The sequence below is a fragment of the Roseovarius sp. D0-M9 genome, assembly GCF_037083805.1.
Lineage (GTDB): Bacteria > Pseudomonadota > Alphaproteobacteria > Rhodobacterales > Rhodobacteraceae > Roseovarius.
The window spans coordinates 123,072-147,111 of sequence record NZ_JBAPKZ010000004.1 but is presented as its reverse complement, the minus strand read 5'-3'; the positions used below and the strand labels follow the sequence as shown (position 1 = coordinate 147,111).

Below are 24,040 nucleotides of genomic sequence, written 5' to 3'. Positions count from 1 at the left end.
GGCACGGCTGGGTTGCGAAGACGCATGGCCCGCCGAAACGGGCGATGCTTACTCCTTGCTGGCGGCTTTCCTTGCCGCAGGCGCCTTTGCTGCGCTTGTTTTTGCAGCGGGCTTCTTCGCGGCGGGCTTTTTGGCCGGGGCTTTCTTGGGCGCTGCCTTCTTCTTGGGTGCGGCCTTCTTGCCCTTGCCGGATTTCGCGGCCTTCTCGGCAATCAGCTCGACCGCCATGGCAACTGTGACATCCTCGGGTTCCGTCCCCTTGGGGATGGTCGCGTTGATCTTTTCCCACTTCACGTAAGGACCATAGCGCCCTTCCATGACGTTCATCGCGCCGCCGCTTTCGGGATGCTCGCCCAGCTCCTTGAGGGGCTTGGCCGCTGCCCGGCCCGCGCCGCGACTGGCCAACTTTTGCGCCAGCACGTCAACCGCGTGGTTCATGCCGATGGTAAAGACCTCATCGACCTCCTTGAGGTTGGCATAGAGCTTGCCGTGCTTGACGAAGGGGCCATAGCGTCCGATCCCGGCCTCGATCATCTCGCCGTCCTCGGGGTGGGGGCCAACCTCGCGCGGCAGGCTCAGCAGCGTCAGCGCCTTTTCCAGGTCCATCGCGTCCGGCGTCCAGCCCTTGGGCAGCGACGCGCGGGGCGGCTTCTTGTTTTCCTCGGTCGCCTCGCCGCGCTGCACATAAGGGCCGAAACGCCCCGAGCGCAGGCTGATTTCGTCGCCGTCATCCTCGCCCAGCACGCGGTCGCCCGCCTCGGCCGCGTCCGCGCCGATGGGGCGGGTATAGCGGCACTCGGGATAATTGCCGCAGCCGACAAAGCCGCCGGATTTCGACGTCTTGAGATGCAGCTTGCCATTGCCGCAAAGCGGGCAGATGCGCGGATCACTGCCATCCTCGCGCGGCGGGTAGAGCGTGGGGGCCAGCGCCTCATCCAGCACATCCAGCACCTCGGAGATGCGCAGCTCCGAGGTCTCGGCAATGGCGGCCGAGAAATCGTGCCAGAAGCGGTTCAGAATATCTTTCCAATCCGCATCACCGGCGCTGACATGGTCCAACTCCTGCTCGAGATCGGCGGTGAACTCATACCCGACATACTTCCTGAAGAAGTTGAGCAGGAAGATCGTGACAATGCGTCCCTTGTCCTCGGGGATCAGGCGATTGCCGTCCTTGCGCACGTATTCGCGGTCCTGAATCGTGGTCACGATGCTGGCGTAGGTCGACGGCCGGCCGATGCCCAGCTCTTCCATGCGTTTGACCAGCGTCGCCTCGGTATAGCGCGGCGGCGGCTGGGTGTGCGATTGCAGGCCCAGAACGGCGGCGTTTTCGGCCAGGATCGCGGCCTCGTGGCGCGCCATGCCCTTTGCGCTGTCTTCGACCAGACTGTTTGACGCCTCGCTCTTGTCCGCCTTGGCGAATTGATCGCGTAGGCCCGACTTGCCAAAGCTGGCCTTGTCGCCTTCGGACATCTGCGGCAGGCGCGCATCATCGCCACCCTCGTCCACATCGTCGCGGCCTTCCTCGTAGACCCGCAGGAAACCGTCAAAGAGCACGACCTGACCCGTCGCGCGCAGGCCGACCTGACCATCATCGCTGCCGATTTCGACTGTCGTGCGCTCCAACCGGGCGCCCGCCATCTGGCAGGCCAGCGTCCGCTTCCAGATCAGATCATACAGACGCGCCTGATCGCGGTCGGTGATTTTCAGGGCGGCGGCATCCTTGGCCATCTCGGTCGGGCGGATGCATTCATGCGCCTCCTGCGCATTTTTGGCCTTGTTCTTGTAGATGCGTGGCTCGCTCGGCACGTAATCCTTGCCATAGCGATCGGCGATGGCCTCGCGCGCGGCGCTCACGGCCTCGGCGGCCATGTCGATGCCGTCGGTCCGCATGTAAGTGATATGGCCCGCCTCATACAGCCGCTGCGCTGCGCTCATAGTCTGGCGCGCGCCCATGCCGAACTTGCGGCTGGCCTCTTGCTGCAGTGTCGAAGTCATGAAAGGGGCAGACGGATTACGGCTGGCGGGTTTGGCCTCGACCGATGTGACCTTCAGCGCGCGGGACGACACCGCCTGCACGGCCATTTCGGCTTGCGTCGCGTTGGCCAGATCGAACTTGTCCAGTTTCTTGCCGGCGAGCGAGGTCAGCCGCGCCTCGTATTCCTGCCCGCGCGGCGTGATCAGCTGTGCCTTGACGGACCAGTATTCGCGGGGGTTGAATGCCTCGATCTCCATCTCGCGCTCGACGATGAGGCGCAGGCAGACCGATTGCACGCGGCCGGCGGACTTGGCGCCGGGCAGCTTGCGCCACAGAACCGGGCTGAGGTTGAAGCCGACGAGGTAGTCGAGCGCGCGGCGCGCCAGATACGCCTCGACCAGCGGTGCGTCGACCTGCCGGGGATTGGCCATCGCCTCGGTCACGGCGGCCTTGGTGATCGCGTTGAAGACGACGCGGCTGACGGGCGTGTCCTTGTTGATCGCCTTGCGCTTGCGCAGCGCCTCTTCGAGGTGCCAGCTGATCGCCTCGCCCTCGCGGTCGGGGTCCGTCGCGAGGATCAATTCGTTGTCATCGGCCAGCGCATCGGCGATCGCCTTGACGTGTTTGCGGCTGTCGACCCCGATCTCCCACTTCATGTCAAAGCCGTTGTCGGGATCGACAGAGCCATCCTTGGGCGGCAGGTCGCGGACATGACCATAGGACGCCAGAACGGTATAGCCCGTGCCGAGATACTTGTTGATGGTCTTGGCCTTGGCGGGGGATTCGACGACGACTACGGGCATGAAATTCCTTATCACTCTTGTGTTTCGGCGGCTCTTCAAAGGATCGGAGCAGACCGAAAAGCAGTGCCACATCTAGGCGCTGAGGGCCGCGGCGCAAAGGGACAAATGCACCGGGCCACTCCGCGCATCGACGAAAACACGCTTATGGCCGGGCAACATGTGGCGGTGCAAGGGGGATTGTCAACGATGCGGTGTCGCGTATCCGGCGCGGCCGGCCTCGCACAGACGGCCTGCTTTGCCAATGGCGCCTTAGGCTTTCTGGCTCATTCGGCCAGCGACAATAGGCCGCCGGCTTGCCGGCGGATACGGCCGTCCAGTTCCAGATCGATCAGCGCTGGGGCGACCGACCGGGCCGGTGCGTCAAGGTCGCGGATCAGTTGATCTTCAGCCAATGGTGACGGTCCGAGGCGGTTCAGGATGCGGCTGTGCAGATCGGCCGTCTCGCCCAGCGTGCGCCGCTCGGGCGGCGCGGGCGGAATCTGATCGAGCAGTGACGGTGCTGCCGCTGCTTGTGCCGGTGCAGGCAGCGCTTCGATCACATCGGCTGCGCAGCGCACAAGGCGCGCGCCATCGCGGATAAGCATGTTGCAGCCAGCTGCGCGCGCGTCGAACGGGTGGCCCGGCACGGCCAGCACGTCGCGGCCCTGGTCCAGCGCGTTGCGCGCTGTGATCAATGATCCCGACTTGGCGGCTGCTTCCACGACGACGACGGCGCCGGCAAGCCCGCTGATGATGCGGTTGCGACGCGGAAAATGACGCGCCTGCGGCACCGTGCCCATCGGCATCTCCGACAGCCGCACGCCGCAGCGCAGGATATCACCGGCCAGCTTGGCGTTCTCGGCGGGATAAAGGACATCGACACCGCCGGCCATGACGGCGATCGTGCCGCCCTCGACCGTCGCTGCATGCGCCGCCGTATCGACACCCCGCGCAAGGCCCGAGACGACGACATAGCCCGCCTTCGACAGGTCCGCGGCCAGCGCGCGCGCCATGCGGGTGCCCAGTGACGACGCATTGCGCGCCCCGACCATAGCGACCTTGGGCCGGGCCAGGGCGCCCAGATCGCCCATTGCCCACAGAATCGGGGGCGGGTCTGGAATGTCCCGCAGCGCATCCGGATAGAGCGGGTCCGTCACGCAGATCAGCAGCGCCCCGGCCATGCGCGCCGCCCGCATCTCGGCCAGCACGACGCCCTCGGGGCAGGTGGTGTAGTCGTCCATGCCCGCGGCCTTGGCCACTTCGGGCAGCGCCGCCAGCGCAGTGCCATGTTCGGCCAGCAGGCGATAAAAGGTCGCAACGCCCACGCGCCGCGAGCGCAAGAGGCGAAGCCACGATACCCTGTCATCTTCCGTGGTGGGTGGGAGTGGGGGGTGAGTGGAAGGATGTGTTTCCAAGGACATCATGGCTCCGCCTGCTTACAGAATCATCAGTAGCGCACGGGTGGTTAACATCCCGTAAACCACGCCCCACTCCCGTGGATACGCGCGCTCCTTGAAGGGCGGGGCTTCATCTTGGCAAAAATACTCAAAACCCTGCACCGGCCCACGGCGCAGCGGTCGTTCATGAAGCGGGCAACAATCGCGCCGCCAGCGGACAGGCAGGTCAGCCTAGCCGCCTGAGCCGCCCACCGTGAGCCCGCCGATCATCAAGGTGGGCTGGCCCACGCCGACCGGCACCCACTGGCCCGCCTTGCCGCAATTGCCCATGCCGGGATCCAGCGCCATGTCGCTGCCGACCGCGCGGATCTGTTGAAGAGCGGTTGCGCCGTCCCCGATCAGGGTCGCGCCCTTGACCGGAGCGCCGACAACACCGTTTTGAACGCGATACGCCTCGGTGCAGGAGAAAACGAACTTGCCGTTTGTGATATCGACCTGCCCGCCGCCAAAGCCAACCGCATAGATGCCATCCTTCAGGTCGGCCACGATGTCGCCCGGCGCGGTGTCACCGCCCAGCATGTAGGTGTTGGTCATGCGCGGCATGGGCGCATGGGCATAGCTTTCGCGGCGGCCGTTGCCCGTCGCCTCGACGCCCATGAGGCGTGCGTTCTGGCGGTCCTGCATGTAGCCCACAAGGATGCCGTCCTCGATCAGAACGTTGCGCTTTGACGGGGTGCCCTCATCGTCGATGGTCAGGCTTCCGCGCCGGTCCGGTATCGTGCCGTCATCCAGCACCGTGACACCGGGTGCGGCGATCCGCTGTCCCATCAGCCCGGCAAACGCCGAGGCGCCCTTGCGGTTGAAATCCCCCTCAAGGCCGTGGCCGATGGCCTCGTGCAAGAGGATACCGGGCCATCCCGGACCGAGGACCACATCCATGACGCCCGCCGGCGCGGGAACGGCGCGCAGATTGACCGTGGCGATGCGCAGCGCCTCGCGCGCCTTGGCCTGCCAGTCCGCCGGATCGATCAGACCATCAAGGCCGACACGGCCCCCGCCGCCGGCGGTGCCGGATTCGCGGCGGCCGTCCTCTTCGACGATCACCGAGACATTGACCCGCGTCATGGGGCGCACGTCCCGCAGGTGGCTGCCGTCCGGGCGCAGGATCTCGATCTCCTGGCAGGAGGCGGCAATGACCGCTGACACCTGCACCACCCGTGGATCCAGATCGCGCGCAAAGGCGTCGATTTCGCGCAGGGTCTCGATCTTGACCGGAAAGGCCGCGCCGGCGATGGGATCGACATCCGTATAGAGCTGCGTGTTGGTCAGGCGGGGCGAGGGTGCCATGACGCCGCCGCCATCTCCGACGGCCAGTTGCGCGGTATCCACCGCGCGCCCCAATGCGGCATCGGTGATGTCCGAGCTGTGGGCGTATCCCACCGCTTCGCCGCGCACCGCGCGCAGGCCGAATCCCTCGCCCGCGTCGTAGCTCGCCGTCCGGATGCGCCCGTCGTCAAAGACCAGCGCCTCGCTGCGCACCCGCTCCAGAAAAAGCTCGCCGTCATCGGCGCCCTGCGTGGCGCGGGTCAGCTGGGCGAGGGCCGCGTCCTTGTCCAGATTGTCGTCAAAGGGGCGAAAGGCTGTGCCGGTCATGGATGTGTCCTGCTTTGCTTGATCCGCGGGGCGCCATATTCGGGCCCGCGCGTTGATTATGGCACAGTTTTTGGTGCCTTTTTGGCGGGGGCCTGCCACCTTGCGGTGATCTTGCCATTCGCGCGCGCCGCTTTTCCAGATAAATCAGACAAAGCGTCTGTTTGCCGCAACCGTCAATCTTGTCTCACGGCGAGATATATGTTTTTAACACCGCAATGTTCAACGGCTGGGTCGCCGCCATGGTGGTGCGCCGCCAGATGCAACGATATATCCGCTTCAACCGATCAAGGTGCCATATGCGATACATTTCCTCCCTGCTGGCCTCGCTGGCGGCATTCACCGCAGTTCCCGCGCTGGCGCAGGACAACCTCGAGATCGTGGGCAAGCCAACGCAGGGTGGCACCGGTTTTCAGCCCGCCGCGACCGAGCTGGCCAGCGATCTGCAATGGCTCGACGGTATGGTGCTGATCATCATCACCATCATCACGCTCTTCGTCACGGGGCTGCTGATCTATGCGATGGTGCGCTTCAACCGCAAATCGAATCCGAACCCGGCCAAGTTCACCCATAATTCCCCGGTCGAGATCGCGTGGACTGTCGTGCCGATCCTGATCCTCGTCTTCATCGGTGCCTTTTCGCTGCCCGTTCTGTTCAAGCAGCAGGAAATTCCCGAGGGCGATATCAACATCAAGGTAACCGGCTATCAGTGGTACTGGGGCTACGAATATACCGACCACGACTTTGACTTCCAAAGCTTCATGATCGGCAGCGGCAAGATCCTTAACGACGAGGTGATCGCCGAGCTGGAGGAGGCGGGCTATAGCCGCGACGAGTTCAAGCTTGCCACGGATACCGCCGTTGTCGTCCCGGTGGGCAAGACCGTCGTGATGCAGGTCACCGGCGCGGATGTGATCCATAGCTGGACGATCCCGGCCTTCGGGGTCAAGCAGGACGCCGTTCCCGGCCGCCTTGCGCAGCTTTGGTTCACGGCCGAGCGTGAGGGTGTCTATTTTGGCCAGTGCAGCGAGCTTTGCGGCGCAGATCACGCCTATATGCCGATCACGGTCAAGGTCGTGAGCCAAGAGGCCTACGACGCCTGGCTCGAGGGTGCGATCGAAGAGTATGCAGGCGTGCCGTCGCAGGATGGCTACAAGGTCGCTTCGGCCCAGTAATTGCCGCCGCAATGCACCTTTTGCGTCCGCCCCTACTGCCGGAGCGGGCGCAAACCTATCTAATATAGACTTGAGGGCACCGCATCCGCGCCGCCTTTGACCGGAGGTCCACATGAGCGACGCCAGCTTTGACGCATCCGCCTCCAAGGGCGAAGCCGCGCGCCCGCAAGATGCGGGCTTTGCGGATTTCTTTGCACTGCTTAAGCCGCGCGTCATGTCGCTGGTGGTCTTTACCGCGCTGGTGGGCCTTCTGGCGGCACCGATGCCGGTGCATCCGGTGGTCGGGTTTACCGCGATCCTCTTCATTGCCATCGGCGGCGGTGCGTCAGGCGCGCTGAACATGTGGTGGGATGCCGACATAGACCGCATCATGAAGCGCACGCGCAAGCGGCCCATCCCCTCGGGGCGCATCACCGAAGGCGAGGCGTTCGGTTTTGGCATGGCGCTGTCGGGCATTTCGGTGGTGATGCTGGGCCTTGCGACCAATCTGGTCGCGGCGGGTCTTCTGGCCTTCACCATCTTCTTCTACGTCGTCATCTACTCGATGTGGCTCAAGCGGTGGACGCCGCAGAACATCGTCATCGGCGGTGCCGCCGGCGCTTTTCCTCCGATGATCGGCTGGGCTGCGGCCACGGGGAGTGTCAGCGTGGAATCGGTGCTCATGTTCGCGCTGATATTCATGTGGACGCCGCCGCATTTCTGGGCGCTCGCGCTGTTCATGAAGTCCGATTATGACGAGGCCGGCGTGCCCATGCTGACCTCGACCCATGGCCGCCGCGTTACGCGCAACCATATCCTCGCCTACACGATCCTGCTGGTGCCGGTATCTTTTGCGCTGGCCTTCACCTCGATCGGCGGGCCGTTCTACCTTGTTGCGGCGGTTCTGCTCAACGCGCTCTTCCTGCGGGGCGCGTGGCGCATCTGGCGCCGGGACGAGACGGCGGCGGAGGCCGACGGCTATGGTGTGGAAAAGACGGTGTTCAAGCACTCGCTCTACTACCTCTTCGTCCTCTTCTCGGCGATCCTCGTCGACGCGGCGTTGCGCAGCTTGGGCGTGATCTCTTCGGGTGCGCTGGGCGGCACTCTTGGCGTCTGGGGCCTCTGATGGCGTTTTTTCGCAAGAGCCACGAGATGCACAATCGCCGGTTCAGCCGTAATCTGGGGTTGGGCGTGGTGCTGGCAGCATTTGTCGCATTGGTTTTCGGCCTCACGGTCGCCAAGGTCAGTCAGGACGAATTTGTAATTCCCGAGACTTCGGAAGGGGCTGGTTATGGCGACTGACGATGACCTGACGCGCAAGAACACAAGGAAGACCGTTCTCCAACTGGTCGGTGTGGTCGTGACCATGGGCGCTTTGGCCTGGGCCTCTGTGCCGTTCTACGACTGGTTCTGCCGTGTGACGGGCTTTGGCGGCGTGACGGGCGTGGCGCAAGGCGACTCGGATGTCATTCTGGACCAGACCATCAAGGTGCGTTTCGACGGCAGCCTCGAGCGTAACATGGCATGGTCGTTCAAGCCCATGCAGCGCGAGATGGAAGTGCGTATCGGCGAGACGGGCCTGGCCTTCTACGAGGCCTACAACCCCACTGATCGCCCCATCGCGGGGCAGGCGTCCTACAACGTGACGCCCTACGAGGCGGGTGGCTTTTTCGAAAAGATCGAATGCTTCTGCTTTACCGAACAGGTGTTGCAACCCGGTGAGCGCGTCGAGATGCCAGTGACGTTCTTTGTCAATCCCGAGATCGTGGACGACCGGGATGCGAAATACACGCACACCATCACGCTCTCCTACACATTCTACGAAATCGATCTGCCGGAACAGCAGGCCACACTTGCGGATGGCGCTGAAACGGGTAGAACCGTCAACTGACGCGCTAGGGCGGTGCCATGGACATGGCCACTGCCCGCGCATATCAACAAAGCCCGTCCACGAGGGAGTCCGACATGGCACATGAGAAGAACCACGATTACCACATTCTGCCCCCGTCGGTCTGGCCGTTTCTGGGGGCTGTTGCGGCCTTTGTCATGCTGTTCGGCGCCGTCCTTTGGATGTCGCCCAGCGTCGATAACAACCAGCCGTGGATGTTTCTGATCGGTTTTGTCGGCGTCCTTTACACGATGTACGGCTGGTGGGCCGAGACGGTAGCCGAGAATCAGGCAGGCGATCACACGCCCGTCGTGCGCATCGGCCTGCGCTATGGCTTCATCATGTTCATCATGTCCGAGGTCATGTTCTTTGCCGCGTGGTTCTGGAGCTTTTTCAAACATGCCATGTACCCCATGGGCGAGCTGTCGCCGGGAACGGATGGCGTCTGGCCCCCTGCGGGGATCGAGACGTTCGATCCGTGGCACCTGCCGCTGATCAACACGCTGATCCTGCTCTGCTCGGGGGCGGCGGCAACATGGGCGCACCATGCGCTGGTGCATGAGAACAACCGCTCTGACATGAAGATGGGTCTGCTGCTGGCAGTCGCGCTTGGCATTATCTTCAGCGTCTTTCAGGCGTATGAATACAGCCACGCGGCCTTTGGCTTCTCGGGCAATATCTATGGCGCGAACTTCTTCATGGCGACGGGCTTCCACGGTGCGCATGTGATCATCGGCACGATCTTTCTCTTTATCTGCTACCTGCGCACAGTGCGCGGCCATTTCACGCCTGACAACCACGTCGGGTTCGAGGCGGCGGCATGGTATTGGCACTTTGTCGACGTTGTCTGGCTCTTCCTCTTTGCTGCGGTCTATATCTGGGGGCAGTAACGCGCCCAGCGTGGCGCATGATTCTTCGGCAAGAGCCCTGCGTCTTCGGCGAGAGTATTTTTGGAACAATGAAAGTGCGGGAGGGTATGCCTCTCGCATTTTCGTCTTTTGGGATGGGGTCTGATGCGGCGGCTGGTGGTGCCTTTGATGATCGGTCTGATTGGGGCCGGGATCCTGATCGGGCTGGGTGTCTGGCAGGTCCAGCGCCTGGCCTGGAAGGAAGACATCCTGGCGACCATCGAGGCGCGCCTCTCGGCGGAGCCTGCGGGTTTGCCGGCCGATCCCGACCCGGTGGCTGACAAATACCTGCCCGTGAGCCTCGAGGGCATATTGGCCGGGCCGGAGCTGCATGTGCTTGTGGGTGCAAAGGATCTGGGCGCGGGATACCGCGTGATCCAAGGGCTTGAGACGGGCGGGCGGCGCATCATGGTCGATCGCGGGCTGGTGCCGCTGGAGGCCAAGGACGCGCCGCGCCCGGGCGGGGCCGTGTCGCTGACCGGCAACCTGCATTGGCCCGAGGAAATCGACAGCTACACCCCCGAACCGGACGCGGAGCGCGGCATCTGGTTTGCGCGCGATGTGCCCGCCATGGCGGCGGCCTTGGAGACCGAGCCGGTGCTATTGATCGTGCGCCGCCAGGAGCCGGCAGCGCAGGCCGATATCACCGCTTTGCCGGTGGACACCGCCGCGATTTCGAACAATCACCTGCAATATGCGATTACCTGGTTTTCGCTGGCCGCGCTCTGGCTGGCCATGACAGGATACCTGATGTGGCGCGTGACGCGCCCGCGCGAAACAAGAGGCTGAGCCATGAAGTACGTATCGACACGGGGACAGGCCCCGACCTTGAGCTTTGAAGAGGCCATGCTGACGGGCCTCGCGCGCGACGGCGGTCTCTATCTGCCCGAGACGATTCCGCAGATGCAGCATGCCGACATCGCGGCACTTGCGGGGCTCAGCTATGAGGAGACGGCGTTTCGCGTGATGCGGCCCTTCATCGGGGATGCCTTCACCGACACCGAGTTTCAGGACATCATCGCGCGCGCCTATGCGGGCTTTGCCCATGCCGCGCGCGCGCCCCTGGTGCAGCTGGCGCCGGGGCATCACCTACTGGAGCTGTTTCACGGCCCCACGCTCGCGTTCAAGGATTTCGCGATGCAGCTGATCGGCCAGCTCTTCGAGGCGTCGCTGACCCGCAATGGCCGCCGCGTCTGCATTGTGGGCGCCACCAGCGGCGATACCGGATCGGCGGCCATCGACGCGTTTCGGGGGCTGGACGCGGTGGATGTCTTCATCCTCTATCCCCATGGCCGCGTCAGCGAGGTGCAGCGCCGCCAGATGAGCACGCCCGCCGAGCCGAATGTTCACGCGCTGGCGATGGAGGGGCATTTCGACGATTGCCAGGCTCGCGTGAAGGACATGTTCAACGATTTCGAGTTTCGCGATGCCGTCAGCCTTGCGGGCGTCAACAGCATCAACTGGGCGCGCGTTCTGGCGCAGGTGGTCTATTACTTCTCCTCTGCCGTCAGCCTCGGCGCGCCGCATCGCAAGGTCAGCTTTACGGTGCCGACGGGCAACTTCGGCGACATCTTCGCCGGCTACATCGCCAAGCGGATGGGCCTGCCCATTGACCGGCTCGTGGTGGCGACCAACCAGAACGACATCCTGCACCGCTGCCTGTCCGGCGGCGCCTACAAACCCGATGGTGTCATCCCCTCGATCAGCCCGTCCATGGACATTCAGGTGTCCTCGAACTTCGAGCGGGCACTGTTTGAGGCCTATGGGCGCGATGCTTCGGCCACCGCGCAACTGATGGATGAGTTGAAGGCAGGCGGCTTCACCGTCAGCCAAGGGGCGCTGGAGGCACTGCGCGAGGTCTTCGATTCGGGCCGCGCGGGCGAGGATGAGACCCGCGCCGCGATCAAGCGCACCTGGGACGAAACCGGAGAGCTGCTTTGCCCGCATAGCGCCATCGGCGTGCATGTCGCCGAACAGCGTCTGGACCCGAACGTGCCCATGATTACGCTGGCCACGGCGCATCCGGCCAAGTTTCCGGCTGCGGTCGAGGAGGCAAGCGGCCGGCACCCCCCCTTGCCCTTGCATATGGCGGACCTTTATGACCGCGAGGAGCGTATTACCGAGGTGCCGAACGATCTCGGCGCTATCGAAACCCTTATAAAAGAACGGACCGCGCATTGAGCGTCAATCTCACCACTCTTCCAAACGGTTTCCGCATCGTGACTGAGGCGATGCCGGGCCTGCAATCGGCGGCCATCGGCGTCTGGGTTCTGGCCGGGGCGCGCAACGAATTGCCCCAGCAGAACGGCATCGCCCATTTCCTCGAACACATGGCCTTCAAGGGGACCGGGCGGCGCAATGCGTTGCAGATTGCCGAGGCGATCGAGGATGTGGGCGGCTATATCAACGCCTACACCAGCCGCGAAGTCACCGCCTATTACGCGCGCGTCCTCAAGGATGAAGTGCCTTTGGCGCTGGACGTGGTGGGCGATATCTTGCGCAATTCGGTCTTTGATGTCTCCGAGATCGAGACCGAGCGCGGCGTGATCCTGCAAGAGATCGGTCAGGCGCTGGATACGCCCGACGACATCATCTTTGATTGGCTTCAGGAAAAGGCCTATCCCGATCACCCCCTTGGGCGGGCCATTCTGGGCCAGCACGAGGGCGTTGCCCGGTTTGGCCGCGAGGATCTGACCGGCTTTGTCGATCAGCATTACAACCCCGGCCAGATGGTGCTGTCGGCGGCGGGCGCGGTCGATCACGATGCACTGGTCAAGGCGGCCGAGGCGATGTTCGGCGATATGCCCGCCAAGCCCGTTCAGGTTGCCCCGCGCGCACAGTTTCGCGGCGGCGAGAGCCGGACGGTCAAGGTGCTGGAGCAGGCGCATATGGCGCTGGCCTTTGAGAGCCCCGATTACGGCGATCCGGCCATTCACGCGGCGCAGATCTATTCCACGGCGCTCGGCGGCAGCATGTCGTCGCGGCTGTTTCAGGAGATCCGCGAAAAGCGCGGTCTGTGCTATACGATCTTTGCGCAGGCGGGCGCCTATGCCGACACTGGCATGATGACGATCTATGCGGGCACCTCGGGCGATTCGATGGCCGGCCTTGCCGAAATCACCATCGACGAGATGAAGCGCGCCGCCAGCGACATGCGCCCCGACGAGATCGAGCGCGCGCGCGCCCAGATGAAGGCGGGCCTGCTCATGGGCCTTGAAAGCCCCTCGAACCGCGCCGAACGACTGGCGCGCATGATTCAGATCTGGGGCCGCGTGCCCGGCCTTGAGGAAGTGGTCGAGAAGATCGACGCCGTGACGCTTGCGGATGTGCGCGCCATTGCCGAGCGGACGGCTGCGGATGCTCCCGCCGCGCTGGCGCTTTATGGCCCGGTTGAGGATGCGCCGACGCTGGAGGCCCTTCAGACCCGGCGCGCTGCGTGATGCTGCTGACGCGGCGCAAGGTTCGGATCGAGACCGAGCGGATGAGCCTGCGCCAGCCGCTGATGACCGATTTTCGGGACTGGTCGTCCCTGCGCCGCAGCTCCGAGGCATTCCTCACCCCGTGGGAGCCGACCTGGGCCGCGGATCATCTCTCGCGCAAGGGGTTCACCAATCGCGTCTACTGGGCGCAGCGCAGCATCACGGGCGGCACGGCCCTGCCGCTGTTCCTGATCCGTCGACAGGATGAGTGCCTATTGGGGGCGATCACGCTTGATAACATCAGGCGTGGTCCCAGCCAGTCAGGCACGCTGGGCTATTGGATCGGCGAGCCCCATGCGCGCCAAGGCTACATGCGCGAGGCAATTCCGGCGATGGTGCATTATGCCTTCGACCGGCTCGATCTCAGCCGAATCGAGGCGGCGTGCCTGCCGTCGAATACGGCATCACGCGGCCTGCTGGAAAAGTCGGGTTTCAAATACGAGGGCGTCGCGCAGAGCTATCTGCAAATTGATGGGCGCTGGCGCACCCATGTCCTCTATGCCGCGCTGCGCAGCGATCGGCGCGGACGCAGTGACGCGGGGCTATAGCCCGCGATTTTTCCGTTTTCGGCGGGGGGCAACGGCGCTAGGGTCCGGCGCATGACAGATATTTCCGCTTTTCTCACCGGCCTCGCCTCCTCCTTGCCTGCCGCCGCCCTGCGTGACGTGGCGCCGCACTACCTGGCCGAGCCGCGAGGCCGCTGGGACGGGCATGCCTGCGCCATCGTCGCGCCCGCCACGACAGAAGAGGCGGCGCTTGCGCTGCGCCTTGCCAGCGATGCGGGCGTGCCGGTCATTCCCTATGGGGGCGGCACGGGTCTGGTCGGGGGGCAGGTCGCCAATGGCGGCCCTGCGCCGCTGCTGATCAGTCTCGAGCGGATGACGCGGATCCGCGAGGTCTATCCCGATGAGAACGTGATGATCGTCGAGGCGGGCGCGATCCTGTCGGATGTGCATGACGCCGCCGAAAAGGTGCAGCGCCTGTTCCCGCTCAGCATCGCCGCCAAGGGCAGCGCGCGGATCGGTGGGCTGCTCGCGACCAATGCGGGCGGCGTCAATGTGCTGCGCTATGGCAATGCGCGCGATCTGTGCCTCGGGCTTGAGGCGGTGATGCCGGACGGCAGCATCTGGCACGGGCTCAAACGTCTGCGCAAGGACAACACCGGTTACGATCTGCGCAACCTGCTGGTTGGCTCCGAGGGCACGCTGGGTCTGATTACGGCCGCCTCGCTCAAGCTGGCGCCGAAACCAGCGGGCGAGGGCACCGCGCTGATGGTGGTCGACGGGCCGGGCGCCGCGCTCAAGCTGTTGGCGCTGGCGCGTGACCACATGGGCGAAGGCGTCAGCGCGTTCGAGTTGATGCACCGCGAGGGCCTGAGCTTTCTGGCCGAGACGATGCCGCAGGTTCGCCAGCCGTGGGATGATGCGCCCGAATGGTTCGTGCTGATCGATGTCGGCCTTGCGCGCGGCCTTGATCCTGCTGGTGCGCTTGAGACACTGTTCGAGGCGGCCTTCGATGCCGGGCTGACGTCCGACGGGATGATCGCGCAGTCCGAAGGGCAGCGCCAGGAGTTCTGGAACATCCGCGAGTCGATCCCCGAGGCGAACCGGCATATCGGCGCCATCAGCTCGCACGACGTGTCGCTGCCCTTGGGCGAGATTGCCGGGTTCGTCGCGCAGGCGCCGGCCGCGCTGGCCAAGATCGGTGCGTTTCGCATCAACTGCTTTGGCCATCTGGGCGACGGCAACCTGCACTACAACGTCTTTCCAGTGCCTGGCCGCAGCCGCGCCGATCACGACGATCAGCGCGATGCCATCAAGGGCTGCGTGCACGATCTGGTCGATGCCATGGGCGGCTCGGTCAGTGCCGAGCACGGGATCGGGCGGCTGAAAGTGGGCGATCTGGAGCGTTACGGCGATCCGGCAAAACTGGCCGCGATGCGCGCCATCAAGACGGCGCTGGACCCGAAGGGCATCATGAACCCCGGCGCGGTCCTGCGCGGCTAGGGCAGGCACGAAAAAAGCGGGCTCGAAGGCCCGCTTTTCGTCTCTCGATTGCGTCTGGCTTACTGCCAGTTCACCTCGTTGAAGATCGCCTGCGCGTCCTTGGCATTGGCCGAAAAGGCCGCCGTGGGTGTCGTGCTGTCGGCCTCGAAATCGCCCAGACGGCTGGTGGCACCGTCGACTTCGACGCTTTCCACAGCGGGGTATTCATAGTTCTGGTTCGCCAGATGCTGCTGGGCAAAGTCGCTGACCAGGAATTCCAGAAGCGCCTTGGCCTCTTCGGGGTTCGGGGACGATTTGGCCATGCCGGCAGCCGTCAGGTTGACGTGCGCGCCACGTCCATCCTGATTGGGCCAGACCCAGCCAATGTTGTCGATGCCGGATGTCAGCCCCTCGACCTCTTCTTCGAAGCCGCGCAGGAAGTAATAGTGGTTGGCGACCGCGATGTCGCATTCGCCCGAAACGATGCCGCGCAACTGGTCGGTATCGCCGCCCTGCGGGGCGCGCGCCATGTTGCCGACGACGCCTGTCGCCCATTCCTTGGCGGCCTCGGCCCCATCCGCCTCGATGATCGAGGCCAGCAGCGACTGGTTGTAGACGTTCGAGGAGGAGCGGATGCAAACCTGGCCCTCATAGGCCGGATCGGCCAGCGCCTCATAGGTTTGCGGCGGGGTTTCGACCCGGTCCTTGGCGTAGAAGATGATGCGCGCGCGCTGGCTGATGCCGAACCACAGATCGTCCGGATGGCGCAGATACTCCGGCACGGCGCCGTTGATCGTCTCGGACGCGTGCGCTTGCAGGACTTCGGCTTCTTCGGCGCGGGCCATGCGGCCGGCGTCCACGGTGATGAACACATCCGCCGGGCTGTTGTCGCCCTCGGCCTCTAGGCGCGCGATCAGCTCGTCCGCCTTGCCCTCGATCCGGTTCACGGTGATGCCGGTCTCTTCGGTGAATTGATCATAGAGCGCCTGATCGCTGTCGTAATGACGCGAGGAATAGACGTTGACCTCGGCGGCCATCGCGGTGCCTGCAAGGGCGATCAGCGACGTGGCAGCGGCGAGGCGCGCGGTGAGGGAATGTAGCATTCAGAGGATCCTTCTTAACCCGACAGTTTTTATAAGTCATGGGTGCCAATTCTGACTAAAATAGTCAAGCGGCATTCACTCAGCGCTTCGCCTTGCGCCGGCGGACATTCGCGCCCATTCTTTTCAGCACGCCGCCACTTATCTGCGAGCGACCCAAGGAGGCCGGGATGACATTTGCCGTGCGCAGCGACGCGCTGGACATCCAGAACGAAATGCCATGGCCCGCGCGCGAGCGGCCAAGCACGGTCCACGCCATGCTGGCCGCAACGGCACGCGCGCATCCGGACAGGCCCGCCATCAGCTATCAGTTGACATCGGGGCCGCGCGACGCGGCCCAGACCCTGACATGGGCCGAATTTCACGCTGAGGTCTGCCGCGCCGCCAACCTTTTTCGCAGCTTGGGCATCAGCGAGGGCGACGCGGTCGCGCTGGTCCTGCCCAACAGCCTCGAGACGGCGTCAGCCACCCTTGGGGCGATGATCGCCGGGGTCGTCGCGCCGATCAATCCGCTGCTGGAGCCCGAGCAGATTGCCGCACTCCTGCGCGAGACGGGCGCGCGCGTGGTCGTGACGCTCAAGGCGTTTCCCAAGACAGACATTGCCGCCAAGACCGCCGAGGCAGTGCGCCATGCGCCGCGCGTGGGCACCGTGCTCGAGATCGACCTCAATCGCTATCTGCGCCCGCCGAAAAGCTGGATCGTGCCGTTTCTGCGCCCCAAGGACAAGGGCACGCACCGCGCCGATGTGCTGAGCTATGCGGGTGAGGTGGCGCGCCAGCCGGGCACGCTAAGTTTCGATGATAGCGGCAAGGATCGCGTCGCGGCCTATTTCCACACGGGCGGCACCACGGGCATGCCCAAGATGGCGCAGCACCGCTATGACGGCATGATCTATAACGGCTGGTTGGGCGACCGCCTTCTCTTTGACGAGGAGGATGTGCTGATGTGCCCGCTGCCGCTCTTTCACGTCTTTGCCTGTCATGTGGTGCTGATGTCAGCGCTGAAATCTGGCGCGCATGTCATCCTGCCGACGCCTGCGGGCTATCGCGGCGATGGCGTGATCGGCAATTTCTGGAAGCTGTGCGAGCGCTGGGGCGTGACCTTTGTCATCACCGTGCCTACGGCCGTCGCCGCGCTGATGCAGCGCAAGGTGGATGCTGATATCAGCCGGGTCAAGAACGCGTTTTCCGGCAGCGCGCCCATGCCGCTTGAGCTTTTCAAGCGGTTCGAAAGCGCGACGGGCATGACCGTGATCGAGGGGTATGGCCTGACCGAAGTGACCTGCCTCGTGTCGTGCAATCCGCCCGAAGGGTCCAAGAAGGTTGGCTCGGTCGGGATCCCGCTGCCCTATACGGATGTGCGGATCATCCATGCGACCGACGATGGCCCCATGATGTGCGCGCCCGACGAGGTGGGCGAGATCTGCATCAGCAATCCGGGTGTCTATGTCGGGCAGACCTATACCGACCCCGCGCGCAACCGCGACCTTTTTCACGGGGATCACCTGCGCACCGGCGATCTGGGCCGGATCGACACGGACGGCTATCTGTGGATCACGGGCCGGGCCAAGGACCTGATCATTCGCGGCGGTCACAACATCGACCCCGCCGACATCGAAGAGGCGCTGATGGCCCATCCCGCAGTCGCGGGTGCGGGCGCCATCGGCCAGCCTGATGCCCATTCCGGCGAGCTGCCATGCGCCTATGTCGAGTTGGTCGAGGGCGGTGAGGCGAGCCCCGAAGAGCTGCTGGAGCATTGCCGCCAACGCGTGCGCGAGCGGGCCGCCGTGCCCAAGCATATCGAAGTGCTGGACGAATTGCCCAAGACGGCGGTTGGCAAGGTGTTCAAGCCGGACCTGCGCAAGCGGGCCATCGCCCGCGTCTATGACGCGGCCCTCGAAAAAGCCGGAAGCAGCGCGCGCGTCGCGCAGGTGGTCGATGACAAGAAACGTGGGCTCGTCGCGCAGATCGACGGGGATCGCGATGACGCTCGTGTCGAGAGCGCATTGGGCGCATTCACGCGCCCATGGGAGTGGGCAGGCGAGGCTGCCGCAAACGAGGGAAGGGGCTGAAGCGTTCCGCCAGAAACCTTGGTTACAGGTTTTGACGGCGCGCGCGCCGCGCCTCTTGCTGATGTCTCAGGCATAGAGCGTGTCGCATTGAACCCGCGCCGGTTTCTCTACGCGGGGGGAGCCCCCGCGTAGAGATGTGACAGACGTTTACTGGCTCAGCTGACGTCCTTGTAGCTGACCTCGCGTGTGTCCGAGCCGGCCTTTTCGCGGCGCACGATCAGGCGGCTCAGCGCGTGAACATAGGCCTTGGCCGAGGCGACGACGGTGTCGGTATCGGCCGAATGCCCAGTCACGATGCGCCCGCCTTCCTCCATCCGCACGGACACGGTGGCCTGCGCGTCGGTGCCTTCGGTCACCGCATGCACCTGATAGAGCTGCAAGCGCGCGTCATGCGGAAAGAGGTTCCGGACCGCGTTGAAACTGGCATCGACCGGCCCGTCGCCAGTGGCCTCGGTAGAGTGCTCGACGCCGTCGATGGTCATGGTCAGGGCAGCGCTTTGTGGGCCTTCGGTGCCGCAGATCACGCGCAATGACTTGATGACAAGCCGGTTTTCGTCCTCGGCGGCATCGGTGGTGGCCAGCGCGATCAAATCCTCGTCATAGACCTCCTTCTTGCGGTCGGCCAGTTCCTTGAAGCGCACGAACACGTCGTTCAACTGGTTTTCAGCCAATTCGTAGCCGAGGTTCTTGAGCTTGGAGCGCAGCGCCGCGCGCCCCGAATGTTTGCCCATCACGATGTTCGTCTCGGTCAGGCCCACATCTTCGGGGCGCATGATCTCGAACGTCTCGGCGTTCTTCAGCATGCCGTCCTGATGGATGCCGCTTTCGTGGGCAAAGGCGTTCTTGCCGACGATGGCCTTGTTGTATTGCACGGCAAAGCCGCTGACCGTGGCGACGCGGCGCGAGATGTTCATGATCTTGGTCGTGTCGATGCCCGTGGCGAAGGGCATGATGTCGCCGCGCACCCGCAACGCCATCACCACTTCTTCCAGCGCGGTGTTGCCTGCACGCTCGCCCAAGCCGTTGATCGTGCATTCGATCTGGCGCGCGCCGCCCTCGACAGCAGCGAGGGAGTTGGCCGTCGCCATGCCCAGATCGTTGTGGCAATGCGTGGCAAAGATGATCTCATCCGCGCCGGGCACCTCGTTGATGAGGCGGCGGATCAGGTCTGCCGATTCCACCGGGGCGGTATAGCCCACCGTGTCGGGGATGTTGACCGTGGTCGCGCCCGCCTTGATGGCGATCTCGACGGTGCGGCGCAGGTAATCCCACTCGGTCCGGGTGGCGTCCATCGGCGACCATTGCACGTTGTCGCACAGGTTGCGCGCGTGCGTCACTGTCTCGTGGATGCGCTCTGCCATTTCGTCCTGCGTGAGGTTCGGGATGGCGCGGTGCAGCGGCGACGTGCCGATGAAGGTGTGAATCCGCGGCTGGCGCGCGTGCTTCACGGCTTCCCAGCAGCGGTCGATATCCTTGAGGTTTGCGCGCGCCAGACCGCAGATCACCGAGCGGTCCGAGCGTTTGGCGATCTCGCTGACAGCGTTGAAATCACCTTCGGAGGCGATCGGGAAGCCGGCCTCGATGATGTCGACGCCCATCTCGTCAAGCAGTTGGGCGATCTCCAGCTTTTCGGCATGGGTCATGGTGGCACCGGGCGACTGCTCGCCGTCGCGCAAGGTGGTGTCAAAGATGTAAACGCGGTCTTTTGCTGTGTCGGTCATATCAGTAATTCCGTTCAAATATGGTGTTCGGTCGCCGCGGGGGACGCCGCTGGGTCCGGTGTCAGGCTTGCCCGCAGACAGGGGCGGCAGAGCATGCGCCTTGGAACGCTGAGGCCGCCGCACCCGTGGCGATGCGGCTGCGCGCAGCCTCAGTATCGCGATGCGGCTGAAATTGCGACAGTGTGCTGGCAAGGGTGTTCTTTTGCATGGTCTTTGGTCCTGATGCGGGTCCGGTGTGTGAATTCCGGCGCGCTATGGCACATCCCCTGAGCGCTCGCGCCGGACCGGCACGCTCAGAGGCGGTTTAGCAGCAGGAGGGCAGCAGGGCGCGCACGGCAAAGGCCGTGGGAGCGGGTCGTGATATGCTGCTTCATTGTCATGGGGTCAGGTTACGCAATGCGGGCCGCGATGAAAAGACGGTTTTTTGCCTGCCCGCCGTTGAAGCGCGCCTCGCGCCCTCTACCCTATGCGGCATGACACACAGATCCCTCATCATCGGCGCCTCAGGCGGTATCGGCAGTGCGATCACCAAGCGGCTCAAGGAAAACGGCAGCGACGTGACCACGCTCTCGCGCAGCGAGGATGGCCTCGACGTGACGGATGAGGCCAGCGTCGAGACCTGCCTCAAAAAGACGGAGGGCGAATATCAACTGATCTTTGTCGCCACCGGTGCGCTCGAGGTGGATGGCGCCGAGCCTGAAAAGGCGCTGAAGGACATAAGCGCAAAGGCAATGGCCGATCAGTTCGCCGTGAATTGTATCGGCCCCTCGCTGATCATGAAGCACGCGCTGCCGATGCTGCCGCGCAAGGGGCCGTCATGCTTTGCGGCGATTTCGGCGCGAGTCGGCTCCATCGGAGACAACCAGATCGGCGGATGGTATTCCTATCGCACGTCCAAGGCCGCGCTCAACCAGATGATCCACGGTGCCGCGATCGAGCTGAAGCGCACGCACCGCGAGGCGGTCTGCGTGGCGCTGCATCCCGGCACGGTAGCCACCGATTTCACGGCCAAATACGCAGGCCGGCACAAGACTGTCGCGCCCAGCGAAGCCGCGCACAATCTGCTCAGCGTGCTCGAAGGGCTGGGCCCGGACGACACGGGCCAGTTCTTTGACTGGCAGGGCGAGCGGGTCGTCTGGTGACAGCGCGTCTGGTTCTGGTCCTGGGCGACCAACTGAGCGAGGGCCTGTCCGCGCTGGCGGCGGCGGATAAGGCGCGCGACGTGGTGGTCATGGCCGAGGTCACGGACGAGACCGGCTATGTGCCGCACCACCCCAAGAAAATCGCGCTCGTTTTGTCGGCCATGCGCCACTTTGCCGCCAGTTTGCGCGATGACGGCTGGACCGTCGCCTATTCGCAACTGAACGATGGCAAAAACTCCGGCTCGATCACCGGCGAATTGCTGCGCCGCGCGCAGGAGTATGACACCAGCGAGGTCATCGCCACGCGCCCCGGCGAGTGGCGCCTGATCGAGGCGCTGGACGAGATGCCCCTGACGGTGCGCCAACTGGCCGACGACCGCTTTATCGCAACGCTTGACGAGTTCGACGGCTGGGCAAAGGGGCGCAAAGAGCTGCGGATGGAGTATTTCTATCGCGACATGCGTCGCAAGACCGGCCTCATGATGGAGGACGGCGCGCCTGCGGGCGGCAAGTGGAATTATGACCACGACAATCGCAAACCGGCCGAGGCCGACATGCTGCGCAGCGCGCCGATGCAATTCACCCCCGATGAGATCACCGAAGAGGTTCTGTCACTGGTCGAGCGGCGCTTCGACAACAACTTCGGCACGCTGCGCCCGTTTCATTTCGCCGTGACGCGCGGGCAGGCGCTGCGCGCGCTGGATCATTTCGTCAAACATCTGCTGGAGGGGTTCGGCGACTATCAGGATGCCATGCTGACGGGCGATCCGTTCGTGAACCACTCGCTGCTGTCGCCATACCTCAACCTCGGTCTTCTGGGGCCGTTGGAAGTGTGCCGCCGCGTTGAGCAGGCGTGGAAGGAGGGCGCCGCGCCGATCAATGCCGCCGAGGGGTATATCCGCCAGATCATCGGCTGGCGCGAATATGTGCGCGGCATCTACTTCCGCGAGGGGCCGGACTATACCGCGCGCAACATCCTGAGGCACGACCGCAAGTTGCCGTGGATGTATTGGGGCGGCGAGACCAAAATGGCCTGTATGGCAGACGCCATCGGCCAGACGCGGGACGAGGGTTATGCCCACCATATCCAGCGCCTCATGGTCACCGGCAATTTTGCGCTACTGGCTGGCATTGATCCTGCACAGGTGCATGAATGGTATCTGTCAGTCTATGTCGACGCCTACGAATGGGTCGAGGCGCCCAACGTCATCGGGATGAGCCAATGGGCCGACGGAGGCATCATCGCATCCAAGCCCTATGTCAGTTCCGGCAATTACATCAACAAGATGTCGGACTACTGCAAGGGTTGCGGCTATTCGGTAAAGCAAAAGACAGGCGCGGGGTCCTGCCCGTTCAACACGCTTTACTGGCAGTTTCTGGACCGCCACCGCCAGCGCTTCGAGGGCAATCACCGCATGGGCATGGTCTTTCGCACATGGGACAAGATGGATGCGGAGCGCCGCGCCGAAGTGCTGGAAACCGCTGAGGCGTTCTTGGCCCGGATGGACGCGGGGCAGGTCGTTTAGCACCCCACGTCTTTGGCCTCATACATCAGCTACGGGCGGACCGCCTCAGCGCGCCAGCCACGCCGCAGCGCTCTGTCCTGCGTGGCGCCCCGTCGCAAGGCAGGCGGTGATCAGATAGCCGCCCGTCGGCGCCTCCCAATCCAGCATTTCACCGGCGGCGAAGGTGCCGGGCCGGTCCTTCAGCATCAGGGCACCGTCCAGAGCGTCCCATCGCAGGCCACCCGCCGTGGAAATCGCCTGATCCATCGGCAGCGGGCCTTGGTGCGTCACGGGCAGCGCCTTGATGAGTGGGGCCAGATCCTTTGGCAGGGGCTGTGCGAACTCCATCAGGAGGGCCTGCTTTTCCGGCGTCCATTTCAGCGCCTTGCGCAGGTGGTTGGCCATGCTTTGCTTGCCGCGCGCGCGGCTGAGGCGCTGGCGCAGATCCGAGGTGCTCAGATCCGGCATCAGGTCCAGCAGGAGGGGCGCGCCCTGCCGCATGGCGCGCGAGACCTCATAGATGCCGCCGCCTTCGATGCCCGCGCGGCTCAGCACGATTTCCCCGCGCGAAGTCAGCGCGCCGGCGCTGAGCGCGATCCCCTTGACCGGCTGGCCCATATGCCGCTGCATATGCGCGGACCAAGTGACCGCGAACCCCATGTTGGCGGGCTGAAATGGCGCCACCTTGTCCAGAAGGGGCGCGGCCCATGCCCCGTCCGACCCAAGCCGGGCCCAACTGGCCCCGCCGCAGGCCAGCACGCAGACGCGGGGTGTCAATCGCCGGACACCCTCGGGTGTGTCGACCAATACGGCGTCCCCCTCCCAGCCCTGCCAGCGCCAGCGGCGCATGATGCGCACGCCCATCCCGTCCAGCCGCGCCAGCCATGCGCGCAGAAGCGGCGATGCCTTCATTGCCTCGGGAAAGATGCGGCCCGTGGAGCCGGTGAAAAGCGGCTGGCCCAGCCCGCGCGCCCAGTCCTGCACAGCCTCGGGGCCGAAGGCCGTCAGAATGGGGTGCAAGGGCGCGGCGCCCGCGCCATAGGCGGCCAAAAATGCCTCCAGGCCCTCGGCATTGGTCAGGTTCAGCCCGGATTTTCCCGCCATCAGGAATTTGCGGGCAGGCGACGGCTTGGCCTCGGCCACCATCACCGCATGGCCAGCCTGCGCCAGCGCTTCGGCGGCCATCAGGCCGGCGGGGCCTGCGCCGATCACCAGCGCGTCAGGCGCGTTTTCCGTCGTCATGCTCTTGCCTCCCCGCGGTGCCGTGCCATCCTCTTGGGCG

The 24,040-nt window shown here is 64.4% G+C and carries 20 protein-coding genes; 13 read left to right on the top strand and 7 right to left on the bottom strand.

Translation table 11 applies throughout. From position 1 onward, the window contains the following. Positions 1-48: 48 nt before the first annotated feature. The 3 genes from topA to tldD all read right to left on the bottom strand — a co-directional run bounded on the left by topA (position 49) and on the right by tldD (position 5,807). The gene (gene topA / locus V8352_RS04785) at positions 49-2,778 is read right to left on the bottom strand and encodes a type I DNA topoisomerase (RefSeq protein WP_336423119.1); all 2,730 of its coding nucleotides are present in this window, start codon (positions 2,776-2,778) and stop codon (positions 49-51) included. Between the two features lie 263 nt (positions 2,779-3,041). Beyond that, on the bottom strand, positions 3,042-4,178 hold the full coding sequence (dprA, locus tag V8352_RS04780; protein WP_336423118.1) for a DNA-processing protein DprA: 1,137 nt from the start codon (positions 4,176-4,178) through the stop codon (positions 3,042-3,044). 207 nt (positions 4,179-4,385) lie between these two features. Next, positions 4,386-5,807 (bottom strand): metalloprotease TldD, encoded by a 1,422-nt coding sequence (gene tldD, locus V8352_RS04775; RefSeq protein ID WP_336423117.1) that lies wholly within the window; start codon positions 5,805-5,807, stop codon positions 4,386-4,388. Between the two features lie 296 nt (positions 5,808-6,103). On the opposite strand from tldD, the gene coxB reads away from it, so the two are divergent. The 10 genes from coxB to V8352_RS04725 all read left to right on the top strand — a co-directional run bounded on the left by coxB (position 6,104) and on the right by V8352_RS04725 (position 15,239). Continuing rightward, positions 6,104-6,979: a cytochrome c oxidase subunit II gene (coxB, locus tag V8352_RS04770; RefSeq protein WP_336423116.1), complete on the top strand. Its 876-nt coding sequence runs from the start codon at positions 6,104-6,106 to the stop codon at positions 6,977-6,979. Between the two features lie 112 nt (positions 6,980-7,091). Continuing rightward, positions 7,092-8,084, top strand: coding sequence for a heme o synthase (gene cyoE / locus V8352_RS04765; RefSeq protein WP_336423115.1), 993 nt, complete (start codon positions 7,092-7,094; stop codon positions 8,082-8,084). After that, a complete protein-coding gene (locus tag V8352_RS04760; protein ID WP_336423114.1) occupies positions 8,084-8,260 on the top strand; it encodes a hypothetical protein in 177 nt (58 codons plus the stop codon). Before cyoE ends, V8352_RS04760 begins: the two co-directional genes overlap by 1 nt. Continuing rightward, positions 8,250-8,849, top strand: coding sequence for a cytochrome c oxidase assembly protein (locus tag V8352_RS04755; protein ID WP_336423113.1), 600 nt, complete (start codon positions 8,250-8,252; stop codon positions 8,847-8,849). Before V8352_RS04760 ends, V8352_RS04755 begins: the two co-directional genes overlap by 11 nt. Positions 8,850-8,923: 74 nt before the next feature. Then, positions 8,924-9,736 (top strand): cytochrome c oxidase subunit 3, encoded by an 813-nt coding sequence (locus tag V8352_RS04750; RefSeq protein ID WP_336423112.1) that lies wholly within the window; start codon positions 8,924-8,926, stop codon positions 9,734-9,736. 147 nt (positions 9,737-9,883) lie between these two features. Further along, positions 9,884-10,543 (top strand): SURF1 family protein, encoded by a 660-nt coding sequence (locus V8352_RS04745; protein WP_336423111.1) that lies wholly within the window; start codon positions 9,884-9,886, stop codon positions 10,541-10,543. Positions 10,544-10,546: 3 nt separating this feature from the next. Next, positions 10,547-11,935, top strand: a complete 1,389-nt coding sequence (thrC, locus tag V8352_RS04740; protein ID WP_336423110.1) for a threonine synthase — start codon at positions 10,547-10,549, stop codon at positions 11,933-11,935. Further along, positions 11,932-13,194 (top strand): M16 family metallopeptidase, encoded by a 1,263-nt coding sequence (locus V8352_RS04735; RefSeq protein ID WP_336423109.1) that lies wholly within the window; start codon positions 11,932-11,934, stop codon positions 13,192-13,194. Before thrC ends, V8352_RS04735 begins: the two co-directional genes overlap by 4 nt. Further along, positions 13,194-13,781, top strand: coding sequence for a GNAT family N-acetyltransferase (locus V8352_RS04730; RefSeq protein ID WP_336423170.1), 588 nt, complete (start codon positions 13,194-13,196; stop codon positions 13,779-13,781). Before V8352_RS04735 ends, V8352_RS04730 begins: the two co-directional genes overlap by 1 nt. A gap of 51 nt (positions 13,782-13,832) precedes the next feature. Beyond that, positions 13,833-15,239, top strand: a complete 1,407-nt coding sequence (locus tag V8352_RS04725) for an FAD-binding oxidoreductase (RefSeq protein WP_336423108.1) — start codon at positions 13,833-13,835, stop codon at positions 15,237-15,239. 59 nt (positions 15,240-15,298) lie between these two features. Here the strand turns inward: V8352_RS04725 and V8352_RS04720 are convergent, their stop codons facing one another. Then, entirely contained in the window at positions 15,299-16,321 is a 1,023-nt protein-coding gene (locus V8352_RS04720) for an extracellular solute-binding protein (protein ID WP_336423107.1), read from the bottom strand. Between the two features lie 167 nt (positions 16,322-16,488). Between V8352_RS04720 and V8352_RS04715 the strand changes: the two genes are divergently transcribed. Then, positions 16,489-18,390: an acyl-CoA synthetase gene (locus tag V8352_RS04715; RefSeq protein ID WP_336423106.1), complete on the top strand. Its 1,902-nt coding sequence runs from the start codon at positions 16,489-16,491 to the stop codon at positions 18,388-18,390. A gap of 155 nt (positions 18,391-18,545) precedes the next feature. Here the strand turns inward: V8352_RS04715 and V8352_RS04710 are convergent, their stop codons facing one another. Both V8352_RS04710 and V8352_RS04705 read right to left on the bottom strand, forming a co-directional pair. Beyond that, on the bottom strand, positions 18,546-20,111 hold the full coding sequence (locus V8352_RS04710; RefSeq protein ID WP_336423105.1) for a 2-isopropylmalate synthase: 1,566 nt from the start codon (positions 20,109-20,111) through the stop codon (positions 18,546-18,548). 61 nt (positions 20,112-20,172) lie between these two features. Continuing rightward, positions 20,173-20,319 (bottom strand): hypothetical protein, encoded by a 147-nt coding sequence (locus V8352_RS04705; protein ID WP_336423104.1) that lies wholly within the window; start codon positions 20,317-20,319, stop codon positions 20,173-20,175. 265 nt (positions 20,320-20,584) lie between these two features. On the opposite strand from V8352_RS04705, the gene V8352_RS04700 reads away from it, so the two are divergent. Then, complete coding sequence (locus V8352_RS04700) at positions 20,585-21,253, top strand: SDR family NAD(P)-dependent oxidoreductase (RefSeq protein ID WP_336423103.1); 669 nt, start codon at positions 20,585-20,587, stop codon at positions 21,251-21,253. Then, on the top strand, positions 21,250-22,779 hold the full coding sequence (locus V8352_RS04695; protein WP_336423102.1) for a cryptochrome/photolyase family protein: 1,530 nt from the start codon (positions 21,250-21,252) through the stop codon (positions 22,777-22,779). Before V8352_RS04700 ends, V8352_RS04695 begins: the two co-directional genes overlap by 4 nt. A 45-nt stretch (positions 22,780-22,824) precedes the next feature. Here the strand turns inward: V8352_RS04695 and V8352_RS04690 are convergent, their stop codons facing one another. After that, complete coding sequence (locus V8352_RS04690; RefSeq protein ID WP_336423101.1) at positions 22,825-24,000, bottom strand: TIGR03862 family flavoprotein; 1,176 nt, start codon at positions 23,998-24,000, stop codon at positions 22,825-22,827. Positions 24,001-24,040 lie beyond the last annotated feature (40 nt).